At 70.0% G+C, this 13612-nt stretch carries 12 protein-coding genes and 1 tRNA gene; 3 read left to right on the top strand and 10 right to left on the bottom strand.

The genetic code is table 11. The features are described from left to right. Positions 1-36: 36 nt before the first annotated feature. The 3 genes from dapD to ACIBG4_RS02570 form a co-directional block, all read right to left on the bottom strand. Positions 37-999, bottom strand: a complete 963-nt coding sequence (gene dapD / locus ACIBG4_RS02580) for a 2,3,4,5-tetrahydropyridine-2,6-dicarboxylate N-succinyltransferase (RefSeq protein ID WP_310709246.1) — start codon at positions 997-999, stop codon at positions 37-39. A 79-nt stretch (positions 1000-1078) separates the two neighbouring features. After that, a complete protein-coding gene (locus ACIBG4_RS02575; protein ID WP_397200354.1) occupies positions 1079-1498 on the bottom strand; it encodes a pyridoxamine 5'-phosphate oxidase family protein in 420 nt (139 codons plus the stop codon). Between the two features lie 244 nt (positions 1499-1742). Further along, positions 1743-1816: transfer RNA gene (locus ACIBG4_RS02570), tRNA-Leu, on the bottom strand. Between the two features lie 115 nt (positions 1817-1931). On the opposite strand from ACIBG4_RS02570, the gene ACIBG4_RS02565 reads away from it, so the two are divergent. Further along, positions 1932-2516, top strand: a complete 585-nt coding sequence (locus tag ACIBG4_RS02565) for a response regulator (RefSeq protein ID WP_310709242.1) — start codon at positions 1932-1934, stop codon at positions 2514-2516. A 12-nt stretch (positions 2517-2528) separates the two neighbouring features. On the opposite strand, the gene ACIBG4_RS02560 is transcribed toward ACIBG4_RS02565, so the two are convergent. Continuing rightward, entirely contained in the window at positions 2529-3194 is a 666-nt protein-coding gene (locus tag ACIBG4_RS02560) for a hypothetical protein (protein ID WP_310709241.1), read from the bottom strand. A 371-nt stretch (positions 3195-3565) separates the two neighbouring features. On the opposite strand from ACIBG4_RS02560, the gene ACIBG4_RS02555 reads away from it, so the two are divergent. Further along, positions 3566-4861, top strand: coding sequence for an ABC transporter substrate-binding protein (locus tag ACIBG4_RS02555; RefSeq protein WP_310709240.1), 1296 nt, complete (start codon positions 3566-3568; stop codon positions 4859-4861). A 76-nt stretch (positions 4862-4937) separates the two neighbouring features. Here the strand turns inward: ACIBG4_RS02555 and ACIBG4_RS02550 are convergent, their stop codons facing one another. The 6 genes from ACIBG4_RS02550 to ACIBG4_RS02525 all read right to left on the bottom strand — a co-directional run bounded on the left by ACIBG4_RS02550 (position 4938) and on the right by ACIBG4_RS02525 (position 10386). After that, positions 4938-5378: a hypothetical protein gene (locus ACIBG4_RS02550; protein ID WP_397200353.1), complete on the bottom strand. Its 441-nt coding sequence runs from the start codon at positions 5376-5378 to the stop codon at positions 4938-4940. An 88-nt stretch (positions 5379-5466) separates the two neighbouring features. Further along, positions 5467-6333, bottom strand: a complete 867-nt coding sequence (locus ACIBG4_RS02545; RefSeq protein ID WP_397200352.1) for an ABC transporter ATP-binding protein — start codon at positions 6331-6333, stop codon at positions 5467-5469. Next, the gene (locus tag ACIBG4_RS02540) at positions 6330-7298 is read right to left on the bottom strand and encodes an ABC transporter ATP-binding protein (protein WP_355436948.1); all 969 of its coding nucleotides are present in this window, start codon (positions 7296-7298) and stop codon (positions 6330-6332) included. Before ACIBG4_RS02540 ends, ACIBG4_RS02545 begins: the two co-directional genes overlap by 4 nt. Next, complete coding sequence (locus ACIBG4_RS02535) at positions 7288-8274, bottom strand: branched-chain amino acid ABC transporter permease (protein ID WP_355436950.1); 987 nt, start codon at positions 8272-8274, stop codon at positions 7288-7290. The genes ACIBG4_RS02540 and ACIBG4_RS02535 overlap by 11 nt, the downstream gene beginning before the upstream one ends. An 11-nt stretch (positions 8275-8285) precedes the next feature. Next, complete coding sequence (locus tag ACIBG4_RS02530; protein WP_397200351.1) at positions 8286-9437, bottom strand: branched-chain amino acid ABC transporter permease; 1152 nt, start codon at positions 9435-9437, stop codon at positions 8286-8288. 565 nt (positions 9438-10002) lie between these two features. Then, on the bottom strand, positions 10003-10386 hold the full coding sequence (locus ACIBG4_RS02525) for a hotdog fold thioesterase (RefSeq protein WP_310709484.1): 384 nt from the start codon (positions 10384-10386) through the stop codon (positions 10003-10005). Positions 10387-10538: 152 nt separating this feature from the next. Here ACIBG4_RS02525 and polA point away from each other — a divergent pair, with 152 nt between their 5' ends. Further along, positions 10539-13229, top strand: a complete 2691-nt coding sequence (gene polA / locus ACIBG4_RS02520) for a DNA polymerase I (protein ID WP_397200350.1) — start codon at positions 10539-10541, stop codon at positions 13227-13229. Positions 13230-13612: the final 383 nt, after the last annotated feature.

Genomic DNA, 13612 nt, shown 5'->3' with positions numbered 1-13612 from the left:
GGGGCCGGGCCACGCGGGCCCGGCCGCCGGCGAGCGTCAGTTCGCGTGCAGGGCGGCGTTCAGCTCGATGCCCCGGCCCGTGCGCGGCACGGCCTCGACCGCGCCCGTCTGCGAGTTCCTGCGCAGCAGCAGCCCGGCGCCGCCCGACAGCTCCCTGGCCTTGACCACGCGACCGTCCGGCAGGCCCACCTTGGTGCCGGCCGTCACGTACAGGCCCGCCTCCACCACGCAGTCGTCGCCCAGCGAGATCCCGACCCCGGCGTTGGCGCCCAGCAGGCAGCGCTCGCCGATGGAGATGACCTCCTTGCCGCCGCCCGACAGGGTGCCCATGATCGACGCGCCGCCGCCCACGTCCGAGCCGTCGCCGACGACCACGCCGGCCGAGATGCGGCCCTCCACCATGGAGGCGCCCAGCGTGCCGGCGTTGAAGTTCACGAAGCCCTCGTGCATCACCGTCGTGCCGGCGGCCAGGTGCGCGCCGAGCCGCACCCGGTCGGCGTCGGCGATGCGGACCCCCGCCGGCAGCACGTAGTCGACCATCCGCGGGAACTTGTCCACCCCGTACACCGTGACCGGCCCCCTGGCCCGCAGCCGCAGCCGCGTCTGCTCGAAGCCCTCCACGGCGCACGGCCCGTGGTTGGTCCAGGCGACGTTCGCCAGCACGCCGAACAGCCCGTCGAGGTTGAGCCCGTGCGGCCTGACCAGGCGGGCCGACAGCAGGTGCAGCCTGAGGTAGGCGTCGTGCGCGTCCGCGGGCGGCTCGGAGAGCTTGGCGATGCCGGTCCGCACCGCCACCACCTCCACGCCCCGCAACGGGTCGGGCCCGACGAGGGAGGCGAGCTCGCCCGCCTCGGCGGCGTCGAGCCGCTCGGTGCCGGCGGCGGGCGGCTCGCCCAGCTCCGGAGCCGGGAACCAGGTGTCGAGAACGGTGCCGTCGGCGGCGAGAGTGGCCAGGCCGATGCCGTACGCGCCGGTCACGGTGGGGTCGATAGCAGTCACGCGCCTCAAAATACCGTCACCCGGAGGGGCGCGGCGGACTCGGGGGACACCGGCGGGCCCCGGTGACGGCCGAGGGGGCTCACACGGCGCCGAGATCGGCGGACAGCCATCGTTCGGGCCGCATCCGGAACGTCACCAGCGCCCGCGTGTCCGAGCCGCCCACGTAGCCGGGCAGCGCCTCGGCCGGCAGGTACCGGGCGGCGATCAGGGTGAGATCGTCCAGGGTCGTGGGGCCGGAGCCGACGACGGGCCCCTCGACCGAGACGTACCGGTAGGTCGGGCTGGCGCGCTGGACCAGCAGCGAGAAACGGCCGGCCTTGCCGATCAGCCTCGCCTTGGCCGAGTCGCCGCCGGTGAGGAACCACACCTCGCCGCCGGGGCTGTAGGCGTACCAGACGGGCACGGTCAGCGGCGCCCGCTCGGTCCCGGCCTCCACCGACAGCGCGGCGATGTGCGCTCCGGCCAGGAAAGCCTGCCGCTCCGCCTCGCTGAGCGCCATCGGCCCCACCTCCTGCCTGCTACATCACCGCTCGCCCCAATCCCTACGCATGCCCCGCAAGCCACAAAAGGCCCATACGGGTACGTCTCCGCAAGGTTTTACCGGGACATGGGCAGCCGTGGACACCAGCCCGGCACGGAGCCCGCCACTGTGGAAGTCGACAACGCGGGCGGTCACAGCTCGGGGGAGCCCCGCCCGGAACGACGGAACCGCCCGGCATGATCGGCCGAGCGGTTCGTCAGGGTGCCTCGGGTGGGACTCGAACCCACACTGCGCGGGTTTTGAATCCGCTTCCTCTGCCAATTGGGATACCGAGGCAAGAATCCGGACAAGTCCAGATCATTCGTCTCGCACGGCCAAAGCGTAGCCCAACTCGGCGGCCGGCCAGCACCGACGTGGCTCTAATCTAGCGGACATCTGTACTCTTCTGCTCGTGAGTACGCAGCGGCGAGTGGTGATCGCGGAAGACGAGGCACTGATCCGCCTCGATCTCAAGGAGATGCTCGAGGAGGACGGCTACGTCGTCGTCGGGGAGGCCGGCGACGGTGAGCAGGCCATCAGGCTGGCCGCCGAGCTCAAGCCCGACCTGGTCATCCTCGACGTCAAGATGCCCGTCCTGGACGGCATCTCCGCCGCCGAGCGGATCGCGGCCGACCGGATCGCGCCCTGCCTCATCCTGACCGCCTTCTCCCAGCGAGACCTGGTCGAGCGGGCCAGGGACGCCGGGGCCATGGCCTACCTCGTCAAGCCGTTCACCAAGGCCGACCTCGTGCCCGCCATCGAGATGGCCGTCAGCCGGCACGAGGAGATGGTGGCGCTGAGCGCGGAGGTCTCCAGCCTCTCCGAGCGGCTGGAGACCCGCAAGCTGGTCGAGCGGGCCAAGGGGCTGCTCATGGCGGCCCACGGGTGGAGCGAGCCGCAGGCGTTCCGCTGGATCCAGAAGGCGTCCATGGACCGCAGGCTGAGCATGCGCGAGGTCGCGCAGATCGTCATCGACGACGCCGCCACCCGGTCCTGAGCCGGCCCCGGGTCACTTCTTCAGGCCGCACACCTGGAGCGCGTAGTCGATCAGCTGCTTCTGGCGGTCCGCCGGCGGCTGCACGATGACCACGCGCTCCTCGCCGCCGTCCACCGAGGCCCGTACGGGGAACAGGAACGCCTTCTTGGCCTCGGCGAACGCGTGCGGGTCGCACCGGCCGGGCGACAGCGCGACGGGCGCCTCGGCCCTCGTGGCGCCCGCCTCCAGCACCACCAGCGGCTTGGACCCCCGCGCCGGCGTGACCATGTAGTGCGTCGTGCCGTCGACCGAGCCGACCGCCACCTTGCCGGCGCCCCGCCTGGTCAGCACGAGGGTGCCGCGCATGAGGTCGCCGTCCCGCTTCCACACCGGCCCGAACGCGATGTCGGCCGCCTGCCTGACCAGGAACGCCGAGCACTCGTCGTGCAGCAGCCTGGCCAGCAGCGGGTCCGGGTGCGGCACCGGGAAGACCACCCTGCGCAGCGGCTCCGAGCCGGTGCGGACGCGCGCCAGGACCGTGGCGGGCCGCACCTCGGGCAGCCCCTTGGGCGAGCAGTTCGCCTCACCGTAGGGAATGCGGAGGTCGGTGCGCTCCGTGTGACCGATGGTGGCGTCCTTGCTTTCCGGGGGAAGGATTTTGAATGACGGCGAGATCAGCTGGACATCTGCGAAATACACCGGTGTGTCCGTGGTATTGCGGACAGCGACCTCCAGGGCGTGGGCGGGCTCGTCGGAGCGCCATTGGGCCAGGGAGACGGAGACCCCATAGGGTGGTCGCGACGAGGGTTCGGCCGGCTCGCCGGGGCCACCGCAACCCGACAGCATGACCACCATGACCAGGGGGACCCTAATGTGCTTCACTTCTCGCACATTAGGCAACCTTGAGCGGCTCTCGTAAGTTGAGGACTGATTACGACTCCGCATCCAAGTGCCGACAGTTCAGGGCGGCATCTGGTTCCAGGCCATGGTGGTTTTGTACGTTTCCGTCATTCGATCGGGAACGTCGGCGGTGCTGACCGATCCCGGCCTGCAGATGAAGGAGACACTTCATGGTCCGCATTGCTCCCGTGGGGCGGGCGCTGGCTGTTGCTGCTGCCGCCAGCCTCGCTCTTACGGCTTGCGGTGGTGGCAGCGACACCGCCACTCAGCCGTCCGAGTCCGCGGCGGCGCCGTCCTCCGCGGCCCCCGCGGCTAAGGGTGACGGCACGCTCACGCTTGGCACGCTACTGCCGCAGACGGGCTCGCTGGCCTTCCTCGGCCCGCCTGAGATCGCGGGCGTGGACGCGGCGATCAAGGAGATCAACGAGGCCGGCGGCGTGCTGGGCAAGCCGGTGGTCAAGTACGACACCGACTCGGGCGACACGACCACCAACATCGCCTCGCAGTCCGTGGACAAGCTGCTGGCGCAGAAGGCCGACGCCATCATCGGCGCGGCGTCCTCGTCGGTGTCGGAGTCGGTGATCGACAAGATCACGGGTGCCGGCGTGATCCAGTTCTCGCCCGCCAACACCTCTGACAAGTTCACCACCATCGAGGACAAGGGCCTCTACTTCCGGACGTCCCCGCCGGACAAGCTGCAGGGCCGCGTGTTGGGCGACCTCGTGGTGGCGGACGGCAACGACACGGTCGGCATCCTCGCGATGCAGGACTCGTACGGCACGGGCCTGGCCGACCAGGTCTCCAAGACCGTCACCGACTCGGGTGGCCAGGTCGTCGAGCGCGTCGACTACGACCCCAAGGCCGCCGACTTCTCCGCCGACGTGGCGAAGATCAAGGCCAAGAACCCGAAGGCCATCGTGCTCATCGGCTTCGAGGAGACCGCCAAGGTCGTGCAGGAGCTGATCAAGCAGGGCATGCCGGCCAGCAAGCACAAGTGGTACATGGTCGACGGCAACACCTCCAACACCAACTACGCGAAGATGCCCAAGGGCACCCTGACCGGCGTGAAGGGGACGATCCCGGGAGCCGCGGCTCCGGAGGAGTTCCAGAAGAAGCTCACGACCATCAACCCCAAGCTCCAGGACTTCAGCTACGGCCCCGAGTCGTACGACGCGACCAACCTGCTCGCGCTGGCCGCCGAGGCCGCCAAGAGCGACGCGGGCGGCGACATCGCCAAGAAGCTGGCCGAGGTCAGCAAGGGCGGCGAGAAGTGCAACGACTTCAAGTCGTGCGTCGAGCTGCTGAAGGCCGGCAAGGACATCGACTACGAGGGTGTCAGCGGCCCGGTCGAGTTCAACGACGCCGGTGACCCCGCGGTCGCCACGATCGGCATCTACCAGTACGGCGACAACAACAAGTACGCCACCAAGGCGCTCGAGTACCGCACCGGCAACATCGCCGGCTGACGATACGCGTGAGCCACGAAGAGGGCCCGGTCCGCTCGGACCGGGCCCTCTTCGGCGCCCGGCCCCCGGTGAGGGACTACGCGCAGCCGGTCTTGATCCGGTCGGCGGCGGCCCGGTACTGCTTCAGCAGCGTCACCTTCCGCGGGCGGGGCACGTCCGCCCTGGACAGGCCCGCCGTCGCCGTCTCGACGTCCCGTACGGCGGGCGCCAGCGAGTCGGGCAGGGCGGGGCCGTACTGCAGGGTGATGCCCCGGGCCTCGGCCAGGCGGCCCAGCACGGCGTCCTCGAAGTACTGGTCGTCCTCCTGGCCCCGGGGCTTCAGCAGGAGGTCGGCGTAGCCGATGGCGGACACGACCCGCGCGCACGGGTCGTCGGTGGGGTCGCCGCCCGTGCTGTACCTGCCGGCCGAGGCGGCGGGCGTGTGCTGGCAGGCGGCGACGATCGACAGGAGCGGCACGAGCAGCGCGGTCGCGGCGACTCGTCGCACGGCGTCCTTGAACACTGCGTCCTTGAACACGACGTCATTCGGCACAAAGTCATTAAAACGGCGGAGGGGCCCCCAGGGGAGCCCCTCCGCCGTCGTACGTGAGAAACCGTTACGTGCGTTACGCCTTGGCCAGGGTGCCGAGGTAGAGCTCGATCACCTTGGGGTCGTTGGCGAGCTGCCGGCCGGTGCCGGTGTAGGCGTTGCGGCCCTGGTCGAGGACGTAGCCGCGGTGGCAGATCTGCAGGCAGCGCCGGGCGTTCTGCTCGACCATGACGACCGTGACGCCCGCCTTGTTGATCTGCTGGGCCTGGATGAACACCAGGTCCTGCAGCTTGGGCGACAGGCCGGCCGACGGCTCGTCGAGCAGCAGCACCGACGGCTCGGTCATGAGCGCCCGCGCCATGGCCACCATCTGCCGCTCGCCGCCCGACAGGGAGCCGGCGCGCTGCTTGCGCCGCTCCTTGAGGGCCGGGAACAGCTCGGCGACGAACTCGAAGCGCTCCTTGAACTTGCCGGGCACCTGGAAGGCGCCCATCTCCAGGTTCTCCTCGATGGTGAGGCTGGGGAAGACGTTGTTGGTCTGCGGGACGTAGCCCACGCCGCGCGAGACCAGCTGGTGCGCCTTCATGTTGGTGATGTCCTCACCCTTCAGCAGCACCGTGCCGCTGCGGATGTTGACGAGCCCGAACATGGCCTTGAGCAGCGTCGACTTGCCGGCGCCGTTCGGGCCGATGATGCCGATCAGCTCGCCGTCGCCGACGTACAGGTCGGAGCCGTTGAGGATGTTGACGCCCGGCAGGTAGCCGGCGATCAGCTCGTCGCAGCGCAGCACGGCGCTCTCCGCGCCCCTCAGATGGGCGCTGCGGTCGGTGACCGCCTGCTGGGACGCCTCGGGCTCCGATGCCGTCACGGTGGACGTGGCGGCGCTGTGGGGGGCCTCCTGAGCGGTCTGCTCGGGCTCGGGGGACTCGGGGACGGTGTTCACTTCTGAGTCTCCTCCTCGATCTCGGCCTCGAGCGCCGCCTCAGCCTGCTGGAGCTGCTCCTCCAGCTCCGTCTCCGAGAGCGGCGCGTCGTGGTGCGCGCCCAGGTAGGCGTCGATGACGCGCGGGTCGGACATGATGGTGTCCGGCGGCCCCTCGGCGATCACCGAGCCCTGGGCCATGACGATGACCCAGTCGCTGATGTCGCGCACCATGTCCATGTCGTGCTCGACGAACAGCACGGTCATGCCCTGCTCGCGCAGGTTCTTCACGTGGCCGAGCAGCGACTGGGTGAGCGCCGGGTTGACGCCGGCCATCGGCTCGTCGAGCATGACCAGCTCCGGCTGGACCATGAGCGCGCGGGCCATCTCCAGCAGCTTGCGCTGGCCGCCCGACAGCGAGCCGGCGAAGTCGTCGCGCTTGGCGTCGAGCTTGAACCTGGCGAGCAGCTCCTCGGCCCGCTCGGTGATCTCGTCCTCCTGCGCGCGCCAGAGGCTCGGCACGAGCGCGCGGAAGAAGCCCTCGCCCTTCTGCTGCTGGGCGCCCAGGCGCATGTTCTCCATCACCGTGAGCCGCGACAGGGCCTTGGTGAGCTGGAAGGTGCGGACCATGCCGGCGCGCGCCACCTTGTGGGCGGGCACGCCGTTCATCGCGCGGCCGTTGAACGTCCACTGGCCGGAGTCCGCGGTGTCGAAGCCGGTGAGCTGGTTGAAGAAGGTCGTCTTGCCCGCGCCGTTGGGGCCGATCAGCGCGGTGATGGAGCCGCGCTGGATCTCGACGTGCTCCACCTCGACGGCGGTCAGGCCGCCGAAGCGGCGCACCACCTTGTCGATCACGAGGATCGGGTCGGGCTTGGGGACGCCCGGGTCGCGGGCGAGGTCCTTGAACGCGGCCTGGGCCTCGGACTTGCGGGCGGTCGCCGCCGTCACGGTGCCGGCGCCGCCGTCGGCATGGGTTTCAGCGTGCATCGATTGCAATCTCCCTCTTGTCCCCGAAGATGCCCTGTGGCCGGTAGACGAGCAAGAGGACGAGTCCCACGCCGACCAGGAGGAAGCGGACGGGGCCCACCTGGGTGGGCTCCATGAAGGGCAGGTAACCCGCCTCGACCGCGCCGCTGAGCAAGCCGTTGACCAGGACCAGCAGCACCCAGAAGATCATCGAGCCGACGACGGGGCCGAGGACGCGCGCCGCGCCGCCGAGGATGACGATCGTGTAGGCGAAGAAGGTGGTCTCGGTGCCGAAGATGTCGGGCTGCACCGAGGCGAACGCCAGGCCGTAGATGAAGCCGCCCAGCGAGCCGATGACGCCGCCCAGGATCAGCGACTGCATCTTGTACGAGAAGATGTTCTTGCCGAGGCTGCGCACCGCGTCCTCGTCCTCGCGGATGGCCTTGAGCACCCGGCCCCACGGGCTCTTCATCAGCAGGTACACGATGAGGCAGGACAGGCCGATGAGCACCCAGCCGACCAGCAGCACCCAGGTCACCCGGTGGTTGAAGGTGAACCAGCCGAAGCCGTAGTCCCCCTCGGGGAGCGGGTTGAGCGCGTAGAAGCCCTCGGAGAAGCCGCGCTGGCCGTCGGAGCCGCCGAAGACGTCCTTGAACGCCACCGACCGGAAGACGAGCCGGATGATCTCGGCCGCGGCGATGGTGACGATGGCCAGGTAGTCGGCGCGCAGGCGCAGTGTCGGGATGCCGAGGACGACGGCGAGCAGGACCGCGGCCAGCAGGCCGACGCCGATGCCGATCCAGAAGGGCAGGCCGAGCACGGTGACGGTGACCGCCAGGCCGTAGCCGGCCACGGCCATGAACGCCGACTGCCCGAAGTTCAGCAGGCCCGTGTACCCGAAGTGGACGTTGATGCCGATGGCGGCGAGCGCGTAGAGCACCGTCTCGACGCCTACGGCGGCCTTGACGGTGGTGGAGATGATCGTTACCCAGTCCATGGTTCCCCCCGTCAGCCGATCCGCTCTCGGCGGCCCAGGATGCCCTGCGGCCGGAAGAGGAGCACGATGATGAGCACGGCCAGCGCGCCGACGCTCTTGAGTTCCGGCGGCACCCACAGGGTGGACAGCTGGATGAACAGGCCGACGATGAGCGAGCCGACGAGCGCGCCGAACGCGGTGCCGAGACCGCCGAGCGTGACGCCGGCGAAGATGAGCAGCAGGATGTCCTGGCCCATCGTGTACTTCAGGTTCTGCGACAGGCCGAGCATGACGCCGGCCAGCGCGGCGATGGCGCCGCCCATGGTCCAGATGATGCGGATGACCCGGTCGACGTTGATGCCCGAGGAGGAGGCCAGCGCCGGGTTGTCGGCGACGGCGCGCGCCGCCTTGCCGGTGCGGGTGCGCAGCAGCGCGAAGCCGACCACGACGAGGACGAGCAGCTCGATGCCCATGGCGACGAAGTTCTTGGGCGCCGCCGAGATCGGCCCGATCTCGATGCCGGGCTGGGCGGTGTACTGGGCGTACGCCTCGCTCTGGCCGCCGAAGAAGATGAGGAAGACGTACCGCAGGAAGAGCGCCACGCCGATCGAGATGATCATCATGGCGATGGTGCCGGTGCCCCGCTTGCGCAGCTGTCCCCAGAAGAACCTGTCCTGCGCGTAGCCGAGACCGCCCGCGAGGATCACCGCGATCACCGCGGCGGGGATGAGGTGCAGGCCCATGCCGACGTTGACGGCGTAGGCCAGGATGGCGCCGAGCGTGACCAGCTCGCCGTGCGCGAAGTTGGTCAGGCCGGTGGTGCCGTAGATGAGCGAGAGGCCGAGCGCCGCGAGCGCGATGATGAGGCCCAGGTTGAGGCCCTCGAAGGCGAGCTGCGCCGCCTGCGTCCAGAAGCCGCTCTCGCCGGCCTCGTCCTCCGCGGGCTGCCCGGGAGCTCCCTTGGCCTGCAGCGCGAACAGGGCGGTGGACATGTTGCCCTCGTACACGCTCAGGGTGCGGACGTTGCTCCCGCCCCGGACCGCCGCGTTCTTGGGCAGCGTGGCGACATCCAGCGTGACCTTGTATCTGCCGGGCTTGTCCACCGGCACCTGCCACGTACCTTGCGCGTTACTGGTGACCGCCGCCACGGGTTGTCCGCTCTCGGTGGTCACGACGATCTTCACGCCGTTCACTGGCTGGCCTTGGAATGTGAGTGTCCCTCTCAGGCCCTGGTCCGCCGTGGCCGCGTGGGCCGGGGCGGTGAGCAGGAGGACGAGTCCACTCAGAAAGGCCGTGAACGCGATCACGGCTCTGCGCAATGGTGCTCCCTCTATAGGTCAAGGTGGGGTGGGTGCCCCTCCATCTCGACACGCGCGCATCGCAGGCACAACTGGATGCTGTTGCGGGAGCTTATTGCGGGAAGGAGTGCCTTACTATCGTCCGTCACCAATTAGTGACATGTGCGTGTCGCAGGCGTGAGCAAACAACGTAGCAGGTCAAGTGGTGAATAGCCGTTAACGTGACGCGCGCCGTGCGACGGGACGGTGACACATCGCCGCGTGGGGCGGGGCCGCGGACCGGGCCTCCGGGCCCGTGACGAGAACGAGCCCGAGGGGTGACCTTTGGGACCGTGCGGGGCTTCCCCGGCCTCACACGTTATCTACTCGGTCACCCCTGCGGGCTCTGCTCTGGCACAACGGTAGCGACCCACGGGCCCCCTGCGCAAAGGGAGACGTGAGCGCGTGGCGTTCAACGATCGCGCAACATGCAGGTCAAACGAGACGTGCAGACGAGTCGTCCCTGGTCGTCGGTGATCTCGATGTGGTACGTCGCCAGCGTCCGGCCGCCGTGCAGCCGCGTCGCCACGCCCGTCACGTGGCCGGAGGTGGCGGAGCGGTGGTGGGTGGCGTTGATCTCGATGCCGACCGCGATGCGCTCCGGGCCCGCGTGGAGCGCCGCGCCCACCGAGCCGAGCGTCTCGGCCAGCACCGCGGACGCGCCGCCGTGCAGCAGCCCGTACGGCTGCGTGTTGCCCTCCACCGGCATGCGGCCCACGACCCGCTCCGGGGCGGCCTCGACGAACTCGATGCCCATGCGGTGGGGGAGCGTCCCTTCGTGGACCGCGGTGAACATGCCGATCCCGGCGGGGTCCGCCTGCGCGGGCCCGGCGGGGGCCGCCTGCGCCGACTCGGCGGGGTCCGTCTGCGTCAAGAGGAGGCCTCCAGTCTTTCCGGCTGTCTTCAGAGCTCGGGTTTTCTGTCGCAGTCGCAGACTAGGCTGCGGGTGTGGCGAAAGTTGAAGTGACCCCCAGCCGACCGTGCCTGCTGCTGCTCGACGGGCACTCCTTGGCCTACCGCGCCTTCTACGCGCTGAAGGACGCCAACCTGATGACCACCGATGGTCAGCACACCGAGGCGGTCTACGGGTTCACGTCGATGCTGACCAACATTTTGCGCGACGAGCAGCCCTCGCACGTGGCCGTGGCCTTCGACCGGTCCGAGCCCACGTTCCGGCACGAGGAGTACTCCGCGTACAAGGCCAACCGGAGCGAGACCCCGGAGGACTTCCGCGGTCAGATGCAGCTCATCTACGAGCTGCTCGACACGCTGCGCATCCCGCACCTGTCCAAGGCCGGCTTCGAGGCCGACGACCTGATCGCCACGCTGGCCACGCGCGCCTCCGCCGAGGGCATGAACGTCCTCGTCGTCACCGGCGACCGCGACGCCCTCCAGCTCGTCGACGAGCGCGTCACCGTCCTCATGACCCGGCGCGGCATCAGCGACATGACCCGCTTCACGCCGGAGGCCGTCGAGGAGAAGTACGGCCTGACGCCCGTCCAGTACCCCGACTTCGCGGCGCTGCGCGGCGACCCCAGCGACAACCTGCTCAGCATCCCGAGCGTGGGGGAGAAGACCGCGGCCAAGTGGGTGCGCGAGTTCGGCTCCCTGACGGCGCTGGTCGACCGGGTCGACGAGGTCAAGGGCAAGGTGGGCGACAAGCTGCGCGAGCACGTCGCCCAGGTCCTCATGAACCGCCGGCTCACCGAGCTGCTGCGCGACGTGCCCCTGGAGGTCGAGCTGACCGACCTCAAGCAGGGCGTCTGGGAGCGCGAGGAGGTCAACAAGCTCTTCGACACCCTGCAGATCCGCGGCGAGCTGCGCGAGCGCGTCTTCAAGACGCTCGGCACCGGCGAGCGCGAGCCCGACCAGGGCTTCGAGGTCGAGACCGTCATCCTCGGCCCCGACCGGGTGGCCGGCTGGCTGGCCGCGATGCCCGCGGGCCGCGCCGGCCTCGCCTTCCGCGGCGCCTACGGCCGCGGCACCGGCCGCATCGACGCCATCGCGGTGGCCTCGCCCGACGGCACGGCCGCCCACATCGACCCGGTCAAGCTCACCGAGGCCGACGAGAGCGCGCTGCGCGCCTGGCTGGAGGACGAGAGCCGGCCCAAGGCCGTCCACGACGCCAAGGGGCCGATCCTCGCCCTGTGGGCGCAGGGCATGGCCCTGCGGGGGCTCTCCTGCGACACCGCCCTGGCCGCCTATCTCGCCATGCCGGGGCAGCGCACGTTCACCCTGGAGGACCTCGCCCGCCGCTACCTCAACCGCGACCTGCGGGCCGAGGAGGAGCCCGGCGGGCAGGCCGCGCTGTTCGGCGACGACGAGGACGCCCCGGCCAAGGACCTCGCGCTGCGCGCCCACGCCGTGCGCGAGCTGGCCGAGGCCCTGGAGGGCTTCCTGGCCGGGCGCGGCGGCACCCAGCTGCTGGCCGACGTGGAGCTGCCGCTGGTGACCGTGCTGGCCGAGATGGAGCGGGCCGGCATCGCCGTCGACAGCGCGTACTTCACCGGCCTGGAGGCCGAGTTCGGCGCCGCGGTCAAGCACGCCACCGAGGAGGCCCACCGGGTCGTCGGCGAGCAGTTCAACCTCGGCTCGCCCAAGCAGCTCCAGGAGATCCTCTTCGTCCGGCTCAACCTTCCCAAGACCAAGAAGATCAAGACCGGCTACAGCACGGACGCCGACCAGCTCGCCTGGCTCGTCACGCAGACCGAGCACGAGCTGCCCACGATCATGCTGCGCCACCGCGACCAGCAGAAGCTGCGCACCACCGTCGAGGGGCTCATCAAGGAGATCGCCGACGACGGGCGCATCCACACCACCTTCAACCAGATCATCGCCGCCACCGGCCGGCTGTCGTCGGAGAAGCCCAACCTCCAGAACATCCCGATCCGCACCGCCGAGGGCCGCCGCATCCGGCAGGGCTTCGTGGTGGGGGAGGGCTACGAGACGCTGCTCACCGCCGACTACAGCCAGATCGAGCTGCGCATCATGGCGCACCTGTCCGGCGACGAGTCACTGATCGCGGCCTTCCAGTCGGGCCACGACTTCCACCAGGCCACCGCGGCGCGCGTCTTCGGGCTGCCGCCGGAGCAGGTCGACGGCGAGCTGCGGGCGCGCATCAAGGCGATGAACTACGGCCTGGCCTACGGGCTGTCCGACTTCGGGCTGTCCACCCAGCTCAACATCCCGGTGGCCGAGGCACGGGCGCTCAAGGAGGAGTACTTCCAGGAGTTCGGCGGCGTACGCGACTTCCTGCAGGACATCGTCCGCCAGGCGCGCACCGACGGCTACACCGAGACCATCATGGGCCGCCGCCGCTACCTCCCCGACCTGACCAGCGACAACCGCCAGCGCCGGGAGATGGCCGAGCGGATGGCGCTCAACGCCCCCATCCAGGGCTCGGCGGCCGACATCATCAAGGTCGCCATGCTGCACGTCCGCCAGGCCATCGCCGAGGAGGGCCTGGCCTCGCGGATGCTGCTCCAGGTCCACGACGAGCTAGTGTTCGAGGTGGCGCCCGGCGAGCTGGAGGCGCTCAGGCAGCTCGTCTGCGACCAGATGAACGCCGCCTACCACCTGCGGCTGCCGCTGGAGGTCTCGGTCGGCGTGGGCCGCACCTGGGAGGACGCGGGCCACTGACCCACCTCTGGGCTCCCCGGACGCCGTCCGCTCCGTGAGCGCTGCGTGCGCGCCGTGCACGCCCTGTGTGCTTTGTGCGCTCCGTGTGTGCTCCTTGAGCTCGTTGAGCTCCGTGCGCCTTGAGCTGCTTGCGCTCCTTCAGCTCCCTGCGCTCCTTCAGCTCCCTGCGCTCCTTGAGCTCCCTGAGCTCCCCTGCGCTCGGCCGGATCGTCGGTGATGTCAGGGCGGCCATGCCGGGAGATCTCGAAGCGCCGGGCCCGCTGTCCGAGCCGCGGCGAGCGCGCATGTACGCGTCATGCGCGCGGCCGGGAAGGTCTCTGGCCCCGGGTGCTCGGTGGCCTGCGGGCGGCGCCCGGCGCCGGTGCCCGGTGCCCGCGTCCCCG

Origin of the sequence: Nonomuraea sp. NPDC050383, assembly GCF_044459125.1 — a bacterium.
In the GTDB taxonomy this organism is placed as follows: Bacteria; Actinomycetota; Actinomycetes; order Streptosporangiales; family Streptosporangiaceae; genus Nonomuraea.
Note: the sequence above shows the minus strand (reverse complement) of the source record. Positions and strands in the feature narration are given on the sequence as shown.